A 21,496-nucleotide genomic window follows, 5' to 3' on the forward strand; every position below is an offset into this window, starting at 1 on the left:
TCAAACGCTCTAATACAAAAAAAGCCACCGAAAGGTGGCTTTTTGCTGTTTAACAACCTGGCTTATGAGCCCGTTATTTTCAGATTTAAGAACTTTTCAAGTGCCTCAGGATCAGCGGCCAGAGACTGAACTTGCTGAGAAAATGCATTGAAGTCCATTGCCTCATCTAACGACACATTGACCTCCAGCGCATTTAGACCAGCGGCAAAACCACTGAGCCCCTGCTTGGCTTCTTCAGAAACCGGCACCTGCGCCAGTTGCATGGTCAGCATCTGTTGAAATTGCTCTTTACTTAACCCCTGGTTGGCCAGCAACTCGGTCACCAAAGCATCTAACTTCGGCTGTCCAGCAATGGCAAATGTCAGGGTTTGTGGCTGCAGTGACTGTACCGCTGAGATCAGCTTGCTCTGCATTTGCAGTTCCTGCTCCAGCGTCATCTCTGTGCTCTGCTGCATCTCCAGAGAAGTAGCCATCAGATCTGCACTGTTGCCCAGGTCGAAGTTAAACTCAACACCCACTACGCCATCCGCCTCAACGGAAGATTTGAACTGACTGTTGCCATTGTCCGGGTTATACCGTAAAGAGGACGTAAGCGCATAACTTGTACCAGCCAGCGTGGCTGATTGCTGTTCCAGTTCCGCTGCCAGCACAGGGCTGAATGTCACATTGGCCAGCTTAACTTCAGTAAACTCACTGACCTTATCTGCTTCATAGCCCTGTAAGCTAAATTCACCAATGTTCAGCAGGACCTGTTGCTCCGCAGCATCTTTGATCTCTAAGGACTGTACTTTTATTGTGTTGGTGAACAAATTGTAGGACGACCCCTGATGCTCAATAAGCAGCTCAGATTGTTCAGCAAATTGTGTGATTTGCTCCTGTACCACCAACTCTGCTTGTTGATTAGCATAAAAGTGTGCGCCAACAACAGCAGCAGACAGCACACCCGCCACTGCCAACATAATCGTAGATTTTTTCATTTTTGTGGATTCCCTTAAAACAAGGCTTCGAGCGCATCACTGAGGCTGGCAACGGCAACCACTTCCATTCCCTCAATGGCGTCCTTTGGTTTATTCGCGATAGGTACAATAGCACGTTTGAAGCCATGTTTCGCGGCTTCGCGCAGTCTTTCCTGGCCACTGGGTACCGGACGGATCTCTCCTCCCAGCCCGACTTCTCCAAACACCACCATCTGACGTTCCAATGCGTGATTTTTGAAACTCGACACCAAAGCAGCAATTAACGCCAAATCGGCGCTGGTTTCAGATACCTTGACGCCGCCGACGACATTTACAAAGACATCCTGATCGGCGACCTGCAATCCACCATGACGGTGTAACACCGCAAGCAACATTGCCAGACGATTTTGCTCCAGACCGACAGTCACACGGCGAGGGTTGGCCAGCTGAGAGTAGTCGACCAGCGCCTGGACCTCAACCAGCAGCGGCCGGGTGCCTTCCCAGATGACCATGACCAAGGAGCCAGGCGTTTGCTCCTCACCACGGTTGAGGAAAATAGCAGACGGATTATTCACCTCTTTCAGGCCCAGGCCTGTCATAGCGAATACACCAAGCTCGTTGACCGCCCCAAAGCGGTTTTTATTGCCACGCAGCGTTCTGAAGCGGCTGTCACTGCTGCCTTCCAGTAGAATAGAACAATCAATACAGTGTTCCAGCACCTTAGGCCCCGCCAGAGAACCATCTTTCGTCACGTGGCCTACCATAATAATGGCAACCTGGTTTTGCTTGGCGAATCGGGTCAGGTAAGCAGCGCTCTCGCGCACCTGAGACACGCTACCAGGCGCCGACTGAACATCACTCATGTGCATCACCTGTATCGAGTCAATGACCATAATGGCAGGCTTTTCACGCAAGGCCAGCTGACAGATGCTTTCCACATTCGTTTCGGCCAATGTGCGCAATTTATTGGTTGGCAGACCCAGCCGCTTTGCACGCATCGCCACTTGCTGCAAAGATTCCTCACCCGTTACATATAAAGTCGGCATGGATTCGGCCAGCAAACACATAGTCTGCAACAGCAAAGTACTCTTACCAGCACCCGGTTCACCACCAATCAGGATGGCACTGCCCGGCACCACACCACCACCTAGAACGCGGTCGAACTCTTTGAATCCAGTAGAAAATCTAGGTAACGACTCAAGGTTAACTTCATCCAGCGTCTGGACCTTCGCTTCGACGACACCAGCGTATCCGGCCATCGTTCCGCCACGCGGTGCCGCTTTCACTGATGGCACCCTGAACTCAGTAATTGTATTCCAGGCTTTACATTCAGAACATTGCCCTTGCCATCGAGCAAATTCCGCTCCACAATCACTACAGACAAATGCGGTTTTCTTTTTTCCCATAAAAATCAAGGCATAGTTATTGCTTAAATTAAAACTCAATTAAGCTTAGTTCAACAGTAAGCGTTAATACTGACATAAATTTGGCAAAGGCTGAAACAATAACCGGGTAAGATCTGCTGATTTAAAATGTGTACCTATGGCTGAAGATAAATTACAACAATACCAAGACTTAATAGATGAATTAAAGATTGATCTCGGCGATCCAAATTTTGACTTTATCTTCAAGCAAAAAACGGCGCAACTCAGTAAGCCTGACCAGTTCCTGCTGAAGATGGAAATGACCCGGCTATCTCAGCCCGTAGCACGCTTTATTGACTTGCGTGGCCAAGTGTCCGGGCAGGTAAAACCCTATGAGCATGACGGGAAGCAACATTTTATGGACGATGTTGCAATCCGGGTATTTGAGCAAGAAGTCGCACGTTACGGCGGGTATACCTTAGCCGTTTACGAAGCGGTTATGAACACCGACAATAACTTTAAGGTCATGCAAAAGCAGGCGGCCCAGCAGCAAGAGGAAGATACGCCCGGGCTGGACCTCTCTCAGTCAACTCAGTACATCCGCTTTGCTTCATACGAGAGTCGTATAGAAGAGCGGATGAATTACTCCATCAAGATCACGGTCGAGTTTGGCAATCAGCGTATCGCCAATGCCAGTACCTCAGATATTTCCCTCAGTGGCGCGAAAATAAAGCTGGCACCAAACTACCATTTACACAAGGGCGATTTAGTATCGCTGCGACTGGTCGGTCTTGAGCAGGATTTTGAACTGGGCCTGAAAAGTGGGATCCAGTACGAAGTGGTCGCCGTTGATCCGGTCTCCAGTGAGTATAATCACGTTCGCCTCAAGCGCACTTTTGTAGAAAATAACAGTGGGTTTGATGACTTTCTACAAAGTTTTATCCACGGCAATAAACGTCGCTACAAGATCAACCTGGATAACACCATGGATGCCGTCGTGTGTAAGGGGTATGAGCAATACTATCTGCCCCGCGTTAATTCACTGTTTGTGTTTTTTAGCCAGGCTAAAACCATGCTCTACCCGAGCCTGGTACTCACAAATGAAAACAACGCACACATCAACTATTACTTTGAAGATGAGAGAAAAACATCTTCGCTTTACAGTGTGTTTAATCAGCAGCGTCTTGATATGCTGTTGCTACGCCCTGAGCCGGTGAAAGAAGCCTATTGTTACACATTCACCCATGGCAAGAATGGCAAAATTTATTTCTACTCAGCTTTTGACTGGGAGCTTAAAAAGTCCGCTGAATTACGTGATCTGTTTATGGGCTTTGGCAGTCAGAAAGACAGCTGGCGGATCTTTAAAGTCCAGCTGATGCCCAGTCACCATGAAGACGCCTTTATACCGCTTTCTTTGCCCTCCAGCGCTGGCAAGAATGTTGAGAAGCTCAACAAACGCCCAACACCACGCGTACAGGGGCTGATTGAAAACGTGAAATACCTGATGACCCTCAGCGATATTACCACTGAGCAGCAAACGGCGTATTACCAGGCGCTGGACTATCCAAAAGAGCAGGTTAATCTCATCAAGCAGTTTGGCCATGGCAAAGCCAAAGTACCTCCCCCTCTGGAAGTCGTCGCACTTGAGTATATCAACCTGCGCTCACACAAACGCTATCTGTATAAGACCGCAGCGACGGTGATCCAAGAGGATGGCCAGGCGCTGCATGGTCATACCCGGGATTTTTCGGTTATGGGTCTGCAAGTCGCACTTGAAGAACCAGCGACACTGCAAAAAGGGGATATTGTGCATCTCGACCTGCCCGAGCTGCAAAAAATCACCAAGCAACACAATCTGACCAAACTCAGATATGAGGTCATGGCCGTCAACAAAGCAAAAACCATCATCAATCTGAAGGTCAATATTCTCAGCAACGTCCAGCATACTGCCATCACTTTTTTTAAGGTCCTGATTGAGAGCAATAAGAATAAGCTTCAGCCATGTGAAGAAGCCCCCAGGATCCCCGGTTTATCGCATGCACTACGCAACATGGTTACTAAAAGCATTTGCCAGTTTCCTTTGTATCTGCACAAGTCTGCGGCCCATTTTAGAATTGGCGCCGTTGCTCAGGGACTCTACCCGACTGCGCTACACAAAGTGTTACTCAGTCAGGTGTACCACCATAATCATCAGGAGTATGTCCAGAGTGAAGGGTTATTACCGAGCGAGTTTATTGGAGACTATCTGAGTGAGCGCTTACGCAAGCAATCACGCCAGGATAAACCCCTACAATATACGGTGTTCCTGCGTTTTGACCCTCAAGCCACGGACCTGAAAGAAGCGCTGAAAAGCCAATGTGTCGCGGCTGGTGAGTCTCTGGATCCGCTGTTTTTATTCATCAAACGAGCGCTTAAAAAAGAGTTACTGTTTGTATTTCATCTGTATATCTCCAAGACAGGCCGCCCTGATATGGATTACCTGGCCAACGAGCTGAGATATGTCAGCCATTATGCCATTCACAAAGCCAAAGGCCTGGAAGAAGCACTGTGGAATGTGGCCGGGGTATGCGATCTGATAGATGTGACAGACCAGCTCCTGTCTACGCTGGATGTTCAGCCAAATCAGCTGGCGGCAATGACCGAGCGTAAACACACCTGGTTAACTGCTCAGCCAGGATAAACGTGTCCCCGACAGCGTTAACTGTCGGGTCGGTTCGCTGTTAACTCAGACCACCAAACAAAGTCAGTAGTGCTGTCAGGACCAAAAAGAACAGGATATTACGTTTAACCAGGCGCATCATGCAGGTCGCCTCATAAGTACAACCAAAAAATTGCTGCTCTATTTGTTCAGCAGCCAGTGCAATATCACTCACCACACGTCTGTTGGGGGTGTCAAAATCCAATAAGTACTTGAGCCAACAGCCAGTGCCTTTGGTAAAATTACCGATGATCAAGTAACCAAAGCTGGCAACCCTGGCTGGCAGCCAATCAAGCCAGAATAGCAACCTAGAAAAGCGCTGTGTTTGCTCCCCCAATGTTCTGCGCAACAACGCAACCTGCTCAGGCAGGTCATCTTCCTGACGTCCTGTGAGTGTTGTAACCAGGTATCGCACCGTTGCATACAGCACCGCACCCGGAGCACCCAGTACGACAAACCAGAACATCACTGCGCAATAATGCTGAAAATTAATCCACACCAGCGTTTGCCCGAAAGTTTCACCATTTCGCTCTGACTCAGTCCGCTCCTGTCCCATTTGTAATGCATATAGTGTCACCGCTTCGGAATCCCCTCGCGTCAATGCGTTAAGATAACCTTTGTACAAACGACGGTAACGCCCACAGCCAAAACATACCAGTAAGATCAGTACATTCATTACCAGCTGGAAGATAATAAAGTCAGAAAGGTGGAACACCATGGCAATCAGCACCGTGGGCAGAATCAGCCAGATCATCACACCAAGATCAGAGCCGAAAATCCCCTTTTCACGAAGCTGATGTTTGCTCCACGTCAGGTACTTGCCCAAATAGAAGTCAATCTGCCAATGTTCTGAGCGGGCACCAAGGCGCTCAATAACTAAAGCAATTATGATAGAAATTAACATCATGTCCGTTACTCTTATCTTATCAATGCAAAATATTTGTCCCAGTCGAACGCTACGCCTGGATCGTGTTTACGACCAGGTGCAATATCACTGTGTCCGACAATACGCTCCCTGGTCAGCTGAGGGAGCTGCTGCTGTAACCATATCGTGAGCTGAGCCAAAGCCTGATATTGTGCCTCAGTGTACGACGTCGTATCAGTCCCCTCCAGCTCCACACCGATACTGAAATCATTGCAGTTATCTCGTCCTGCAAACTCAGATACCCCAGCATGCCAGGCACGTTTATCAAACGGCACATACTGAATGACCACTCCGTCCCGACGGATCAGGCAATGGGCCGATACCCTCACCCCTTGCAGGGAGTCAAAACTGGGATGAGCCTGACAATCCAGCGTGCCCATAAACAGATCATCTATATAGGTGCCACCGTACTGCCCCGCCGGCAAGGATATACAATGCACCACCAGTAATGAGGGAGCACACCCTGCCGGGCGTTCGTTATAATGGGGCGAGTGCCGTTGATGTGCACCGGGCAGCCAATTTACCTTCATAAATAGAATCACTTAGCCACTTTGTCATGCTATTACCTTAGCAAGTTTGCCATACTTTCACTATGTTATTTTGACACCGGGGACAGACCATCGCAAAGTATGCCCTTGAGACCAGCTATAAACGACATTGTCATTAACTGGCGTAACGCAGTAGAATTAGGTTATTGAATAGCAAAGCCAAGATAGTCCATGTTAAACGAACAGATCCCCCAGCTGGTTAAGCTGGCACTTGATGAAGACCTGAATAACCAAAGCGCCGCCGATGGTGATATTACCGCAGCCCTGATCCCCGCCTCTCAACAAGCTAAAGCCTATGTCATCACACGCGAAGCATGCGTATTTTGCGGCAAAGACTTGATCCTTGAGGTATTCAGGCAAGTGGACCCCACAGTTGAAGTCAATGTGCTGGTCAGCGATGGTGAGACCTTGCAGCCCAATCAGCGCATTTTTGAAGCAACAGGCAGTGCACGTGCGATCCTCACAGCGGAGCGCACCGCACTCAACTTTGTACAAACCCTGTCGGGGACGGCCACAGCCACAGCGCATTCTGTTGCGGCACTCGCAGATACCAACACGCAATTGCTGGATACGCGAAAAACCATCCCGGGCCTGCGCGCATTGCAGAAATATGCTGTGACTTGTGGTGGGGGCAAAAACCACCGCATCGGCTTGTTTGATGCTTTCCTGATCAAAGAGAATCATATTGCGGCCTGTGGTGGAATTGCCAAAGCGGTTGCGCAAGCCAGACAAAACCACCCGGATAAGCCCGTTGAGGTCGAAGTAGAAAGCCTTGATGAGCTGCAACAGGCACTTGATGCGGGCGCTGATATCATTATGCTCGACAACTTTACCGTTGAGGACATTCAAATTGCCGTTAAACAAACTGCCGGTAGAGCTAAGCTGGAGGTCTCGGGTAATATGACCCTAGATAAACTGGCGACGTATGCGCAGGCTGGTGTGGATTACATTTCAAGTGGTGCATTGACGAAACACCTGCAGAGTATAGACTTATCTATGCGCTTCGAGTAACAGGTGTAACGGCTTTGTAAGAAAATACAAAGCCCGTTCGTTGACAAGAATGAGAAAACTCTTTTTAATACGAACAAAGAATTAGCAGCTCAGTAATTCTTGCACTCGAACCCAAGCCAGTTCTTTGTGTTAACAGAGCGAGTAAGATATATGGCAACAAAGTTCGATAGTTGCCAGACGGTTAAAAACTCAAAACTGTCATAGTAATGTTGTATACTGATGAGCGGCACTAGTCATGATGACTTAGGATAAAGCGATGATCCTCAGCTTTGATTTACAACAAACTTATTATAGGAATAAAGGCCTATACTTGGTCCGATTCTGAGAGCAAAAATTTAATAAACCCCTGGTGTGAGTGGTTGCTGGCATCGGGTCTAATATCCTTTAGGAGACACATCATGACGCAAAGACAACAGGGTGGTTTTACCCTTATTGAATTAATGATTGTAATCGCAATCATTGGTATTCTTGCTGCCGTTGCCCTGCCGGCATACCAAGACTACATCAACCGTGCCAAAGCCTCTGAGCTGATGGCTGCTTCAACCATGCCAAAAGCGTGTGTGACAGAAATTTCACAGGTTGGTGGCGCGCCCGCAAACTGTGCTTCTGCCACCACTGGCGAGGAAACTGAAATGGTCGCCTCAGTTGTAGTTGGTGCTACAGGTGCCATCACAATCACAGGCCAATCAGACATGGACGGCGTTGTCGTAGTTGTAACTCCGTTTAACGGCGACACTGCGGCGTCTGCGGCGAACTTCACGGCTGGTTTCACTATCTCTGAGTGGAGATGTACAGCGACGGTAGACGATGCGTCCAAGACAGCCTGGTTGCCAGCAACCTGCACAGTATCTACTACTTAATCTGATAACAATGAATAAGAGGGAGCTCAGCTCCCTCTTTGCTTTTAGACTCTATGAATCAACCCGACAAAAACTCTGCCAAAGTCGATACCTTTATCTGGGTAGGCGTCAGCGCCCGTGGTAAACGTTTGCAAGGCGAACTCACTGGCACCAGTGTGGCCCTGGTCAAAGCACAATTGCGCAAGCAGGGGATCACCCCCTCTAAAGTAAAGCGCAAACCGAAACCTTTGTTCGGGTTCAGTAGCACACAAAAAATCACCCCCAAAGACATAGCCGTTGTGACCCGGCAAATTGCCACTATGCTGACCGCAGGTGTTGCCCTGGTACAGGCTTTGGATATGATAGCCTCGGGTGCCAAAAACAAAAGCCTCAGTAAGCTCATCACGCACATTGCCGATGAAGTAAAAGCAGGCCAGCCGCTGGCCAAATCTCTGCGTAGTCACCCCAGATATTTTGACGAATTATATTGCGACCTGGTTGAGTCGGGTGAGCAGTCAGGTGCGCTGGATCGCATCTTTGACCGGGTAGCCCTGTATAAAGAAAAAGCAGAGGCACTAAAGTCGAAAATTAAAAAAGCGATGTTTTACCCGATAGCTGTACTATCAGTCGCCCTGATCGTGACTTCCATCTTATTGATTTTTGTGGTCCCACAATTTGAAGAGATTTTCACCGGATTTGGCGCTGAATTACCAGGTTTTACACTGATGGTGCTGGGTATTTCTGAGTTTATGCAGGAGTACTGGTGGCTATTCCTTATTGGCATGGGCGGTGCGGGCTATGCCTACAAAGAGGCCCTGCAACGCAGTCCCGCTGTTCGCCATTTTAACGACCGTATGGTACTGCGGATCCCGGCAATTGGCGAAATCCTGAAAAAAGCAGCCGTTGCCCGTTATGCCAGAACCCTGTCTACCACCTTTGCGGCAGGCGTACCCTTAGTCAATGCGCTGGATTCCGCCGCAGGTGCTTCCGGCAATATCATCTACAAAAATGCGATTTTGGATATTAAGGGCGAGGTCAGTTCAGGTAACCAAATGAACTGGGCAATGCGCAATGCCAGAATTTTTCCCGATATGGTAGTGCAAATGGTTTCCATTGGTGAAGAGTCCGGTGCATTAGACAGTATGCTGGCCAAAGTCGCCAGTATTTATGAGCAGGAAGTGGATGACGCAGTCGATGGACTGTCCTCATTACTTGAACCTATGATCATGGTGATCCTGGGCGTGCTGGTTGGCGGCTTGATTATCGCCATGTATTTACCTATATTCCAGCTCGGCACCGTCATTTAACACAATAACAAAGACATTATTTATGCAAGAAGTTTGGCACCTTATGGAGCAGCAAACCTGGTTTTGGTTGCTGACTGTCGCACTGACCAGTTTGTGTATCGGCAGCTTTTTAAACGTTGTCATTTATCGCTTACCCGTTATGATGCAACGCAACTGGCAAGCCGAATGCCGGATCATTCTGGAGCAGGCACCACAGCAAGCTGAGCCTGCCACTTTCAATCTGGTGACTCCCGGCTCTACCTGCCCTAAATGTAATACTAAGATAAAAATTCATCATAATATTCCCGTACTCAGCTGGTTATTACTCGGTGGAAAATGTGCTTACTGTGACGCACCAATTCCAAAGCGTTATCCGTTGGTTGAGCTACTCACTGGGGCGGCATCACTCTGGCTGGCCTGGCATTTTTCAGCCACACCTCAGGCACTGGTGTACATTCTGGTCACCTGGGTATTAGTCGCACTGATCTTCATTGATATCGATCATATGCTGCTCCCCGATCAGTTAACCCTCCCCTTACTGTGGTTTGCTCTTCTGGCAGCCGTGGCAGGCGTAACCATTCCTCCATCCGCAGCCATTGTAGGTGCGGCCGTTGGCTATCTGAGTCTGTGGAGCATTTACTGGGTGTTCAAACTGCTAACCGGCAAAGAAGGCATGGGGTTTGGTGATTTTAAACTCTTAGCCGTATTTGGGGCTCTGATGGGCTGGCAGTCACTGTTGCTCATCGTGTTGCTATCAAGTGTTGTTGGCGCGGTGATTGGCGCAACACAACTCGCTGTGCAAGGCAAAGATAAAGCCAGCCCTATCCCCTTTGGTCCGTACCTCGCAATTGCGGGCTGGCTAACGCTATTATATGGTGAGCAACTCAGCCGCTGGTATTTGTCGTTATTAGGAGTATAGGGTTATGGCCAATTGGATCTTAGGCTTAACAGGCGGTATCGGTGCGGGTAAAACAACGGTATCCGACTACCTGAACAAATTAGCAATATGTGTTGTGGATGCCGATGTAGTGGCACGAGAGGTGGTCGAGCCTGGCAGCGAGGGATTAAATGCCATTGTGGCGCATTTTGGGGCGCAGATCCTGACAGATGAGGGCACTTTGGACCGCGCTATGCTGCGCAGCATCATTTTCGCGGATGAAAGCGAAAAAAACTGGCTGAACGCCTTGCTGCACCCGCTGATCCGCACGCAATTACTTGCCCAACTAGCCCATGCTGACAGCGATTATGTGATTTTATCTGCACCTTTGCTGTTTGAAAATGGACTGGAGCAATACTGTGATAAAACCCTACTTGTTGATGTGCCTGTTGAAGTGCAACTCACACGAACCTGTAAGCGAGACAACGCCCACCAGCAGCAGGTTGAGCGCATTATTGAAGCGCAAATGAGCAGAGCCGATAAATGCAAAAAAGCCGACTTTATTCTCGATAACAATCAACCCCTTGAGGCGATGCAAACTGAACTTGCCGCCTTACATCAAGTGTTTTTGCAGCTGGCTGAAAAAAAATGTGCCTGATCTACACGATGCAGGCCCACACAAAGCAGAGTTTGCGACCAATTCGCTACCCGTATCCAAGCATTTTTTGCTACATTTAGTGTAACTCGTTGAAGTCTTAAGAGCATTATGGAACATCACTCTCCGTTACTGAGAAAGTTTATTACCCTTGGCAAACTCACTGCCGAGCAGGTCAAAGCCAAACAAGCCGACGCCCATTCAACGGCTGAGCTCATCTGTCTGTGTAGTGGCATGAGTAGTCAGGAGATGGCAGAGCAATGCCTGGACTTGTTCAGAGTACCTTATTTTGATTTAAACGGCTTTGACATTACCCAGGTACCAAAAGAGCTGGTCAAAGAAAAATTAATCCGTCAGCATCACTTACTGCCTCTGGTCAAAAAAGATCGTAAACTGTTTATTGCGACTTCTGACCCCACAGACTACGGCGCATTCGAGAACTTTGAGTTCAGCACAGGCCTGCAATGCGAGGTAGTGGTCGTAGACTACAAGCTGCTCGATCAAAAGATTGACCAACTCTTTGACGACAATAGCTCTCTCAGCCTCAGTGAAGACGAGTTTAAAGAGTTTGCCAGCCTGGATGTCGAAGACGAGCCCAAACAACAAAACACCGATGAAGAAAAAGACGATGCGCCTATTATTGTTTATATCAATAAGATCCTCATGGATGCGATAAAAAAAGGTGCCTCGGATCTCCATTTTGAACCCTATGAAAAGAAATATCGGGTGCGCTTTCGGATCGATGGCTTATTACATGAAATGGCGAGCCCTCCGCATGCGCTCTCCAGCCGCTTGTCGGCGCGTATCAAGGTCATGTCTCATTTGGATATCGCCGAAAAGCGAAAACCACAAGATGGCCGCATCAAGCTGAAAATTTCAGAGCGCAAAAGCATCGATTTCCGTGTCAGTACCCTGCCAACCATGTGGGGCGAAAAAATCGTAATGCGGATCCTCGACTCATCCGCCGCCAAACTGGGCATTGAGGCTCTGGGCTATGAAGCAGATCAGAAAAGCATGTATCTAAATGCACTCGATCAACCTCAGGGCATGATCCTAGTCACCGGACCAACAGGTTCAGGTAAAACAGTCTCGCTTTACACCGGTCTGAATATACTCAATAAACCAGAACGCAACATCAGTACTGCGGAAGATCCGGTCGAAATTAACCTGGAAGGCATCAATCAGGTCCAAATTAATACCAAAGCGGACATGACCTTTGCGAATGCACTACGGGCATTCCTGCGCCAGGACCCCGATGTTGTCATGGTCGGTGAGATCCGGGATCTGGAAACCGCGGAGATAGCCATCAAGGCGGCACAAACTGGTCACCTTGTGATGAGCACCCTGCACACCAATTCAGCCGCAGAGACCTTGACCCGCTTACTCAATATGGGCGTGCCGGCCTATAATGTGGCCAGCTCTGTCAGCCTGATCATTGCCCAGCGTCTTGCGCGTCGACTGTGTCCCAAATGCAAAGAGCCTGAACAATTGCCTGAAGAGGAATTGCAGCGTCAGGGTTTTAGCGCTGAGCAAATTGCAAACATGACACTCTATGCGCCCAAAGGATGCGATCACTGCACGGATGGCTATAAAGGCCGGGTAGGTATTTACGAAGTAATGAAGATCACCCCTGAAATCTCGCATGCTATCATGGAAGGCGGTAACTCACTGGAGATTGCTGAGCTTGCCACGAGTAAGGGCTTTGCAAACCTGCGCCAATCCGGGTTAAAAAAAGCGGCAGATGGGATCACCTCACTCGCGGAGGTTAACCGGGTAACAAACTACTAATTCTCCGGGTGCCAGTGACTGCCAGCGCGCAGCACAGTACAATAGAGAAAATTAGTTATGCAGAGGTATGTATGCCTGTATCTGTAAAATGCCCTACCTGCCAGGCTGCAGTGGTCTGGTCGGCACAAAGCCCACACCGTCCGTTTTGCTCAAAACGCTGTCAGCTGATTGATTTAGGTGAGTGGTCTGAAGAGAATAACAAAATCTCGACTCCACTTAACAGTGCGGATCTGTCGCCTGAAGCGGCCCGGGATATGGTGGAAGATTTAGAAGCCATGCTGGCCAAAAACGACGACAGTTTCTTTAAAGAGTAGATAATCATTTCAGCCCGGACATGATCCGGGCTATATAATACCAATTTCACTTAATACCTGGCCATAGTCGTTACGAAGACTGATTTTGCTGGTGCTTTTTAGCCATTCGCTTATGACGCAGCTGCTTAAGTTTGGCGCGCTGCTCTTCAGTCAGGATATGGTACACCTTGTGTTGTGTTTCTAACCGTATCAGCATCATTTCACGCTTTTGAGGCTGAAATTGCTCCAGTAGTACTTCCGCCTGTGCTTTATCGAACTGCTCCGCCTCAATCAGTGATTTAAATGCTTCATGATGTTCACCTTTGACTTTATCACCGCGAAGGCTCTTAACCTGCTCTCGCTGCGCGTCAAACAAGCTTTTCAATTCATCTTGCTGACTTTGAGTCAGCGCCAGGTGCTTCACGGCACGCTTCGATAGCAACATATGCCCCATGCTTTTCATTGGTTTCATACTTGTTGCCCGAGGCTGTGTCTCATTCACGTCGTTATCTGCCAGTGCAGCACTGCTGCCTGCCATCACTGAAGCCAGTAACACGGCTTTCACTGTATTGCGAACTTTGCTCATAGTGTGTGTATTCATAATTGCATCTCCTGTTAAGCTGAGTTCAACTTTAGCAACGCCAGAGCAAAGCAACGTCAAGGCTGTGTAAAGTTTTGTCAAGAGCTGTTGCAGCACTACACATTCACTGTTTTAAGCTAACTTCCTGAGCGTAAAGAAGTGTAAAGTCAGCCACCTTCCCTCTATAGTAAGGTAAGATAAACGCAGGAACAGTGAAAGAGTAACAGTATGAGTGCTAATGTACTGATAATCGACGACGATCGAGGTCTGTGTGAGCTTCTTGAAGACTATCTGCACAGTGAAGGGTGTGATGTTATTACCGCCCATACAGGGCCTGGCGGGCTGGACATGGCCTTAACCAGAGAGTTTGATGTCATTCTGCTAGATGTGATGTTACCCGAACTCGACGGCTTTGAAGTACTCAAAGCACTGCGTGCCAAAAAAATGACCCCGGTGATCATGCTAACGGCCAAAGGCGATGATTTTGACCGTATTTTTGGGCTTGAGCTGGGTGCCGACGATTACATCCCTAAGCCCTTTAATCACAGGGAGTTACTGGCACGCATCAAAGCCATTACCCGCCGTGTCGCTCATCTGCTTCACAATGCAACTGAACCCTGTTTCGAATACCATGACCTGACGCTGGATCTGTCCTCGCGTACCGCCAGCATCAAAGGCACACAACTCCCCCTGACGGGCACAGAATACGAAATGTTACATCAGCTGGTCAAATCGGCAGGCCAGACCGTCACCAAACAAACACTGTCACAAACGGTGCTTGGACGCCCTTTGGCTCCCTATGACAGATCGGTGGATATGCATGTCAGCAATGTCAGAAAGAAAATCGCGCTATACAGCTCGCATACTTATATCAAGACATTACGTGGCTCTGGCTATATATTCCTAAAGGCATAAGATGAGGAAGTACTTACTAATACAAGTTTTCTTATGGTTTTGGGGCACCATTGCCGCCACTTTATTGCTACTGATGAGTGTCAGCCTGTTACAACCCGATATACTGGAAACACGCCAGATCAGCCCCGCAATGTTGAAAAATCTGCAGCACCTACAACGTAATATTGAGCGCCGTGCTGAAAGCCGCCCCGGCCAACCCCTGTACACCTTATTACCCGCTCGACACCGCAGCCACCGGCCAAAAGTCTACCTACGGCACAGCGACGACCAACGCAGTGTTATGAGCCACTCGGAGCTCAAGGAGTGGGATCTGGCGCTACTGAACTTTACAGCCAACGCTCCACCACAAGTTGTCGACACCGAGCAATACCGAGCTTTTGGTCCCGTAGATATTCAGCTACAAGGTGAAAAGTATCAGCTTTTTCAACTGATGGACCATCGCGACCCACGCATTTTGACAAAGATCCGCTTAATGCCAACCTGGGCAAAGCTGCTGACTTTGATCCTGGCCAGCTTTGGCTTTAGCCTGTGGTTTACACGTGGCCTGTTAAAGCCGGTGCGACAGCTGCAGCAGGCAGCAGCAGCACTCGCACAAGGCAAACTGGATACACGAGCCAACATCAATGCCTCGCGCCAGGACGAACTGGGGCAGCTGGGTAAAGATTTTGACCTCATGGCCAGTCGTCTGCAAGCGCATGTCACACAACAAAAGCGCCTGCTCGCCGACATCTCACATGAGTTAAGGTCGCCCTTAACACGTCTGCAAATGGCAAACGGCATTGCCAGTGACAAAGCGCCAGAGACGCTGTCACCCTATCTGCAAAGGGTCGAGAAAGAAGCCCATCTACTTGAGCAAATGCTGAGTGATATACTCCAGCTATCCCGGCTGGAATCTCAGCAGTTAACCCTAAACCCATACCCAGTTTCACTCACAGAATTACTCGGGCCAATTCTTGATGATGGTCAATTTGAAAGCCAGCAACTAGGTAAACAGCTGGATTGGAAAGCCCTACCCGAGCTGACTTTAACTGTTGATGCTATGTTGCTTGGCCGCGCGTTTGAAAACATATTGCGCAATGCCATTAAATACGCGAATAAACAGGTTAGCCTGACAGCACAACGCCAGGGCGACACGCTGATCGTCACCATCTGTGATGATGGCCCCGGCGTAGGTGAGGCCATGCTAGAGAAGCTCTGCATACCCTTCTTCAGGGCGTCACAGGCCAGGACACCAGAAGACACGGCAGAGCCCGGTGGGTTTGGACTGGGGCTGGCAATTGCGCAACATGCCATAAAAGTGCATCATGGCCGTATTCAGTTTAACAATCACAATGGCCTGCGGGTCACCGTAGAGCTGCCAATAGACCAGCATGTTTTATAGCGATAGCAATCACTTAATTGATAATCTGCCTCATATAGAGGCACACTGGAAACGCTGTGACCAGGGCACTTTTGAAAGCCCGCTGGGAGCACTTTTTTATGCCTGTCATATACCCGATCAGGCAGAGTTTGCGGTCATACTGGTTAACGGCCGGATTGAATCAGCGCACAAATATCAGGAGTTGTTGTGGGAGCTTGCCAATAACCGGATTGCCGTGTTTACCTTTGACCACCCGGGACAGGGTCTGTCGGGGCGGTTTCTGGACAATGAACACATTGGTTATATACCGCGGTTTACGCAGTATGGCGATTGTCTGGACGCGTTTTTCACCGAGGTCGTCTTACCTAAGTGGCAGGGCAAGAGCGTCATCCTGGCCCATTCTATGGGAGGAGCTATTGCATGCGATTACTTATCCCGATTTAGCAGCCCGGTTGCGGGCGCATTCCTCAGTGCACCCATGTTTGCAATCAATACTGCGCCCTATCCTGCCTGGTTTGCCCGTGGAATTGCCTCACTGGCCTGCAACCTGGGGCTGGGTAAACGCTATGCCATTGGCCAGACAGGTTACCAGCCAAAAGCCTTTGCTGACAACGAGCTCACGCAATGCGAACAACGCTATGCTGTGTTCAGGCGGCTATATCAAGAACACTCAGCATTACAGTTGGGAGGGGTCAGCTTTCGCTGGTTGCAACAGGCACTGACATTTACCACAAACCTGGCACAGCTGCGCATTGATCTGCCACTGAGCATTGCCAGTGCACAACAAGACAGTATTGTCTGCCCTGCTGCACATTCCATGTTTGCCGCCAATAATGATGCCTGCCAGTTGTCTCATTACCCCGGCAAGCACGAGCTACTATGCGAAGTCGACACCATAAGACGGGCTGTACTAGAGCAATTTTATACCTTTGCCGTTCAGCTCATTGGGTATGATAAGCCTAAAACGCCGTCACTCAGTGCAACTAATTAGTTGGTGATACCGCTAAGGACACTGGATCCTGATGGATCAGTATATCCATTTCGGCCTCAAAAGCCGCTTTAATATGTGCCACCACTTCATCACTGATCTGGTGCGCCCGCGCCAATGGAATATGATCGTCCAGCTCCAGGTGCAACTGTACAAATTTCACTTTACCACTTTGGCGGGTCCTGAGATCATGAACGCCATAAACGTCTTCATGGCTGGAAGCCAACAAAATAATCTCGGTTTTTTCTTCATCAGGGAGTTCTTTGTCCATCAGATGGTCCGCGCTCTCCCGGGCGATTTCCCAGCAGTTGTAAAGCAGATAAGCCGCCACCCCTATTGCAAACAATGCATCGGCATGCTGGACCTGCCAATGGCTCAGTAACAATGCAGTCAGTACGGCGAGATTGAGTAAAATATCACCTTTATAGTGCAACGAATCAGCTTTGATAGCGATGGACTGAGTGCGCTTAACAACCTGATGCTGTACGACAACCACAGCGAATGTGCAGGCGACAGCAAACAGACTGACCCAGACGCCAAGCAGACTATGCTGAATGGTTACCGGGTTAAACAAACGCTCAATACCATGAAAGGTCAATAAGCAGGCAGATCCCGCAATAAATGCAGATTGCCCGAGACCCGCCAGAGCTTCCGCTTTACCGTGACCAAAGCGATGATCATCATCAGCAGGACGCAACGCATAGCTCAGCACCAAAAAACTCATCATAGATGCACTGACATCGAGTAAAGAGTCTGTCAGCGACCCCAGCATGGCCGCACTACCTGATGCCAGCCAGGCCCAGGTCTTGGCTGCAATCATCAGCGCTGCCATCACCAATGTAAAGATACTGGAAAATCGGACTAAAAAGTTATAATTATGGGCCACCTATTACCTCTACAACCTGATTAAACTTCCGAGTTAGGCTTATCTTATAGTGTAAGTCATGAAAATGAAAAATTAGTGACGCTGGCATAATAATATGGACACACTATCCGCTCCCTACTGCTCAGAAGAGCTCACCACCACTTTTAGCCTTTATACTGGATGCGCTATACTGCAAGCAATATTATTTTGAGGTTATCCATGTTAGACATCGTACTGTATCAGCCTGAAATTCCCCCTAATACAGGTAACATCATTCGCCTGTGTGCAAACACCGGATTTTCTTTGCATTTGATTGAGCCTTTGGGCTTCGACTGGGACGACAAACGCGTCAGGCGCGCCGGCCTGGATTATCACGAATTCAGTGAAGTAAAACGCTACCCATCTCTGGACGCCTATCTGGAGGCACGCAAACCAAATCGCGTATTTGCCTGCACGACTAAGGGCACACGTTATCACCACGAGCCAGACTACCAGAGCGGCGATTGTCTGCTGTTTGGTCCGGAAACAAGAGGCTTACCGGAAGACCTGATTTTCTCTTTGCCGGCAGAGCACCGCCTGCGGATCCCGATGCGACCCGATAGCAGAAGCATGAATTTATCCAATGCGGTATCTGTGTTTGTGTATGAATCGTGGCGCCAGATGGGCTTTGATGGGGCTGTTTAAACCCCATTACGAATGAAGCCACTTTAAAGTGGCTTCTTTTTTATCTCTAATTCAGGTTCATTTCCTGAATAATTTCATGAGCAATTGGCGGGGTCGTACTCACAGGTTTTTCATGTTTGTTGGCCTTGAGCTGACCTTTTCTGTGTTTTAGTGCAGCATCCAGCTTTTTGGCAGCCTGTGCAATAGCCGGATACATGACGTCATCCTCTCCTTTTACAGATATCCTGGCTCCTGAATAATTGGTGTTGATCTCAGTGTAAAATTTCTTGTGTTCCTTACTGACTATGACGTCTATCGACAACAGCGACGGGAAGTGATTAGCTACTTTGGCAAACTTTTCATCAACGTGTTGCTTAACGGCTTCTGTCATATCTACATGGTGGCCTGAAAGATTAATTTTCATAAGCGCTCCCTTTTGTTGTTTACCTATAACTAAGTATTGGAGCGAAAGACACAATTCTCAAGCAGAAATTTCAGATTTTTGTCATCAAACTGAATTTATTTGTGATAGATCACACTTAATGACGTCATGGCGGAAAAGCGCGCACAGGCAGGTCGCATGTATAGTATTCAGTCAGGCTGCATTGAACAGCCTGACTTCATGTGAGCAGGTTTATTTATAGGTAAGGTATGCCTCACGCAATCTGGCAAGGTTTGCATAGACATAACTACCGGACAAACGCCCCTGGTTAAAGTAAGTGCGATCCAAGCTAATAGACGTTTCCGGGGTATAGCCTTTTTTGTAAACCAGCGCATTATGATCATCACCAATGCGCGTACTCACGCCGTGACGCCATGCTTGATTACCTTTGATTTGACCATACTCCGACACGGCCATGTCTTTTCTCGGTGTGAGCGGAATACTGAAAGAAACACCAGCAACTCGCACATCTGTATCATAGGCGTATAGTGATACATAGCTGTCACCAAACCAGAACTTGGTTTCTACCTTCATACCTTTGTCTTCTTGCCAGAACTCACCACCCGATAGATGGAAGGTCATATCCTGCTCAACCCAGTGGTATTGATATCCCATTACGTGATAGTCACGATCACCATCAAAGTCTTCGTAATCGAAGAAACCATAATTGTTGTAAAGCTTGTGACGTCCTGAGGGGCTCACCCAGGCCGTTTCGTTAATTAATCCGGTGTAATCATAGTATTCCCGGAAAAAGCCCACCTGAGTTTGATTGTAAAAGCCAAAAGGCAAATCAAACGTTTGGTAGAAAACAGCACGTTCCAAGCCATTTCGCTCGCGGCGCGAATCAAAAGTATCGCCAGGTTCAAAGTCTTCGGTGTCTGCAACTACAGTTTGTGCAGTAATGTTAATACCAGCACCGCGCCATACCGGAATTTCGAGATCCGCTCTTAATGCCAAAGAAAAGTCGTACACACCCAGCTCAGTAGCGTACGTGGAACTGAGAGCAGGACTGACAGTCAGGCGCGGCTTGAAGTATGGACTATTCGTAGCACCATCTCCAATCCATGCAACACCACCAGGTACATCCATCATCCCCTGACGAATAACCAAACCAGGCGCAGTTCCGTCAGTTATAAACTGTCGGTAATTGCTGACTCGCCCGGACAGTGCCAACAAAGGAATATCATGTTTACCCAGCTGAACTGAGAACCTTGCATCGTCAGCACTGATATATTGCGCAACTCGACCTAATACAACACCAATTGCATCGATATCATTGCGGTTAAATACCGGGTTTTCAAACTTCACAATGATAACAGGTTCACGATTCGTACCCACTTGTACATTTTCGAACCCATCCGCAACGAGTGCTTGCTTAAGTGCACGGATCTCCGTATTCAATTCACCGATATTCACACTTCGTGTGACACCCTGCTCACGACTTTGGACTTGAGTATCGAGAGCGGCAGCCTCAGCAACCATAGGTTTGCGCGTACCAGTTGATTGCACTCCTTGCTCAGATAAGTGCGCTATCGCTCCAGCATTGTCGGGTGCCGGTTTAATTTCCTGATAATTCTGACGTGACTGTTCGGATAAAGGCATCGAAAAGTTGAAACCATAATAGGTATCTTTTTCACTGTGATCAGTATTGCTATAGAAGCGGCTGGTTAGCGTCAATGTGCCCAAATCAAATAGCCAGGCACGAGGGACCGTCAAACGCGCCGCCGCGTTTACCGCGTCCGAATCATGCTCAACTTGTAACGCAAACCATTCTAAAGGTTGCCATTCAACGCCCGCAAACACCCCATCCATCATGCCTATGTTGCTTTTACTGGTGCTTACTCCGGTCGAAAAACGAAAATCTAGCCAATCTTTTGAGGCGACAACAAAATATGACTCATACTTATTCGCGGCTCCACCGATATCTTTTCCACCAATAGCTACATTAAACCAGTTACTCGGAATAAATGGAATTTGGTACTTCGCGTTGAAAGATAGGTCTCTAATCTGATTTTCACGTAATACATCAGGCCTGAACATGTTATCGTGCATCGTATTGGCTGCAATTTGACCGCTGACTTCTAACCCTTGCCATATGCCCGCAGAAAAAATGTAATTGTGACCGTCTAAGAACTCTAAGCCCCTAAAATCAAGTTGGTTGTTGTAACCAATATCAATTTCACCCATCTCTAAGACTTCTGCAGAAGGCGTGTTCACTAAGCCAGTAAAGCCTGTGAAGCTCTGATAATGCTTAGGTGACTCTTGCGCAACAGTGATAAAAGAGCAAGTCAACAAGCCACTTGCGAAAATAGGAGTTAGTTTAGACATAGTCTTCTGCCCAATTAAAAGATTACAATAAATAAAGAATGAACCGCACTATATCATCTAGGTGATTACGGTTATGCATGAAATGTTCACAAGAATCGATAACTTTTCAAAGACT

The 21,496-nt window shown here is 48.3% G+C and carries 20 protein-coding genes; 12 read left to right on the plus strand and 8 right to left on the minus strand.

Annotation, left to right across the window (positions count from 1 at the left end; genetic code table 11):
• Nucleotides 1-62: 62 nt before the first annotated feature.
• Together PRUB_RS03205 and radA are read right to left on the minus strand one after the other, a co-directional pair.
• Nucleotides 63-977, minus strand: coding sequence for a hypothetical protein (locus PRUB_RS03205; protein ID WP_010383543.1), 915 nt, complete (start codon nucleotides 975-977; stop codon nucleotides 63-65).
• A 14-nt stretch (nucleotides 978-991) separates the two neighbouring features.
• Nucleotides 992-2,362, minus strand: coding sequence for a DNA repair protein RadA (radA, locus tag PRUB_RS03210; RefSeq protein WP_040644566.1), 1,371 nt, complete (start codon nucleotides 2,360-2,362; stop codon nucleotides 992-994).
• A gap of 136 nt (nucleotides 2,363-2,498) precedes the next feature.
• On the opposite strand from radA, the gene PRUB_RS03215 reads away from it, so the two are divergent.
• Nucleotides 2,499-5,000: a PilZ domain-containing protein gene (locus PRUB_RS03215; protein ID WP_010383546.1), complete on the plus strand. Its 2,502-nt coding sequence runs from the start codon at nucleotides 2,499-2,501 to the stop codon at nucleotides 4,998-5,000.
• A gap of 40 nt (nucleotides 5,001-5,040) precedes the next feature.
• Here the strand turns inward: PRUB_RS03215 and ampE are convergent, their stop codons facing one another.
• Nucleotides 5,041-5,925 carry a beta-lactamase regulator AmpE gene (gene ampE / locus PRUB_RS03220; RefSeq protein ID WP_010383548.1) on the minus strand — a complete coding sequence of 295 codons (885 nt, stop codon included), beginning with the start codon at nucleotides 5,923-5,925 and terminating at the stop codon, nucleotides 5,041-5,043.
• 11 nt (nucleotides 5,926-5,936) lie between these two features.
• Nucleotides 5,937-6,473 (minus strand): 1,6-anhydro-N-acetylmuramyl-L-alanine amidase AmpD, encoded by a 537-nt coding sequence (gene ampD, locus PRUB_RS03225; RefSeq protein WP_010383549.1) that lies wholly within the window; start codon nucleotides 6,471-6,473, stop codon nucleotides 5,937-5,939.
• A 189-nt stretch (nucleotides 6,474-6,662) separates the two neighbouring features.
• Here ampD and nadC point away from each other — a divergent pair, with 189 nt between their 5' ends.
• The 7 genes from nadC (at nucleotide 6,663) to yacG (ending at nucleotide 13,261) form a co-directional block, all read left to right on the plus strand.
• Nucleotides 6,663-7,502, plus strand: a complete 840-nt coding sequence (gene nadC / locus PRUB_RS03230) for a carboxylating nicotinate-nucleotide diphosphorylase (protein WP_010383550.1) — start codon at nucleotides 6,663-6,665, stop codon at nucleotides 7,500-7,502.
• A 398-nt stretch (nucleotides 7,503-7,900) separates the two neighbouring features.
• Complete coding sequence (locus PRUB_RS26570) at nucleotides 7,901-8,362, plus strand: pilin (RefSeq protein ID WP_010383551.1); 462 nt, start codon at nucleotides 7,901-7,903, stop codon at nucleotides 8,360-8,362.
• 53 nt (nucleotides 8,363-8,415) lie between these two features.
• A complete protein-coding gene (locus tag PRUB_RS03240) occupies nucleotides 8,416-9,648 on the plus strand; it encodes a type II secretion system F family protein (RefSeq protein ID WP_021032729.1) in 1,233 nt (410 codons plus the stop codon).
• 22 nt (nucleotides 9,649-9,670) lie between these two features.
• A complete protein-coding gene (locus PRUB_RS03245) occupies nucleotides 9,671-10,546 on the plus strand; it encodes a prepilin peptidase (protein ID WP_010383554.1) in 876 nt (291 codons plus the stop codon).
• A gap of 4 nt (nucleotides 10,547-10,550) precedes the next feature.
• Nucleotides 10,551-11,162, plus strand: a complete 612-nt coding sequence (gene coaE / locus PRUB_RS03250; protein ID WP_010383555.1) for a dephospho-CoA kinase — start codon at nucleotides 10,551-10,553, stop codon at nucleotides 11,160-11,162.
• A gap of 108 nt (nucleotides 11,163-11,270) precedes the next feature.
• On the plus strand, nucleotides 11,271-12,947 hold the full coding sequence (gene pilB / locus PRUB_RS03255; RefSeq protein WP_010383556.1) for a type IV-A pilus assembly ATPase PilB: 1,677 nt from the start codon (nucleotides 11,271-11,273) through the stop codon (nucleotides 12,945-12,947).
• A gap of 71 nt (nucleotides 12,948-13,018) precedes the next feature.
• Nucleotides 13,019-13,261 carry a DNA gyrase inhibitor YacG gene (yacG, locus tag PRUB_RS03260; RefSeq protein WP_010383557.1) on the plus strand — a complete coding sequence of 81 codons (243 nt, stop codon included), beginning with the start codon at nucleotides 13,019-13,021 and terminating at the stop codon, nucleotides 13,259-13,261.
• 70 nt (nucleotides 13,262-13,331) lie between these two features.
• Here yacG and PRUB_RS03265 read toward each other — a convergent pair whose 3' ends face one another.
• On the minus strand, nucleotides 13,332-13,841 hold the full coding sequence (locus tag PRUB_RS03265; RefSeq protein WP_021032730.1) for a Spy/CpxP family protein refolding chaperone: 510 nt from the start codon (nucleotides 13,839-13,841) through the stop codon (nucleotides 13,332-13,334).
• A 207-nt stretch (nucleotides 13,842-14,048) separates the two neighbouring features.
• Here PRUB_RS03265 and PRUB_RS03270 point away from each other — a divergent pair, with 207 nt between their 5' ends.
• The 3 genes from PRUB_RS03270 to PRUB_RS03280 are packed head-to-tail and all read left to right on the plus strand — an operon-like array spanning nucleotide 14,049 to nucleotide 17,086.
• Nucleotides 14,049-14,735: a response regulator transcription factor gene (locus PRUB_RS03270; RefSeq protein ID WP_010383559.1), complete on the plus strand. Its 687-nt coding sequence runs from the start codon at nucleotides 14,049-14,051 to the stop codon at nucleotides 14,733-14,735.
• Between the two features lies 1 nt (nucleotide 14,736).
• Nucleotides 14,737-16,116, plus strand: a complete 1,380-nt coding sequence (locus PRUB_RS03275; RefSeq protein WP_010383560.1) for an ATP-binding protein — start codon at nucleotides 14,737-14,739, stop codon at nucleotides 16,114-16,116.
• Nucleotides 16,106-17,086 carry an alpha/beta fold hydrolase gene (locus tag PRUB_RS03280; protein ID WP_010383562.1) on the plus strand — a complete coding sequence of 327 codons (981 nt, stop codon included), beginning with the start codon at nucleotides 16,106-16,108 and terminating at the stop codon, nucleotides 17,084-17,086. Before PRUB_RS03275 ends, PRUB_RS03280 begins: the two co-directional genes overlap by 11 nt.
• Here PRUB_RS03280 and PRUB_RS03285 read toward each other — a convergent pair.
• Nucleotides 17,079-17,969: a cation diffusion facilitator family transporter gene (locus PRUB_RS03285; protein ID WP_010383564.1), complete on the minus strand. Its 891-nt coding sequence runs from the start codon at nucleotides 17,967-17,969 to the stop codon at nucleotides 17,079-17,081. The genes PRUB_RS03280 and PRUB_RS03285 overlap by 8 nt on opposite strands.
• A gap of 198 nt (nucleotides 17,970-18,167) precedes the next feature.
• Here PRUB_RS03285 and trmL point away from each other — a divergent pair, with 198 nt between their 5' ends.
• A complete protein-coding gene (gene trmL, locus PRUB_RS03290; protein WP_010383566.1) occupies nucleotides 18,168-18,632 on the plus strand; it encodes a tRNA (uridine(34)/cytosine(34)/5-carboxymethylaminomethyluridine(34)-2'-O)-methyltransferase TrmL in 465 nt (154 codons plus the stop codon).
• Between the two features lie 46 nt (nucleotides 18,633-18,678).
• Here trmL and hpf read toward each other — a convergent pair whose 3' ends face one another.
• Together hpf and PRUB_RS03300 are read right to left on the minus strand one after the other, a co-directional pair.
• Entirely contained in the window at nucleotides 18,679-19,035 is a 357-nt protein-coding gene (gene hpf / locus PRUB_RS03295) for a ribosome hibernation-promoting factor, HPF/YfiA family (RefSeq protein ID WP_010383567.1), read from the minus strand.
• 210 nt (nucleotides 19,036-19,245) lie between these two features.
• Nucleotides 19,246-21,381 carry a YjbH domain-containing protein gene (locus PRUB_RS03300; protein ID WP_010383568.1) on the minus strand — a complete coding sequence of 712 codons (2,136 nt, stop codon included), beginning with the start codon at nucleotides 21,379-21,381 and terminating at the stop codon, nucleotides 19,246-19,248.
• Nucleotides 21,382-21,496: the final 115 nt, after the last annotated feature.

Source organism: Pseudoalteromonas rubra, assembly GCF_000238295.3.
Classification (GTDB): domain Bacteria; phylum Pseudomonadota; class Gammaproteobacteria; order Enterobacterales; family Alteromonadaceae; genus Pseudoalteromonas; species Pseudoalteromonas rubra.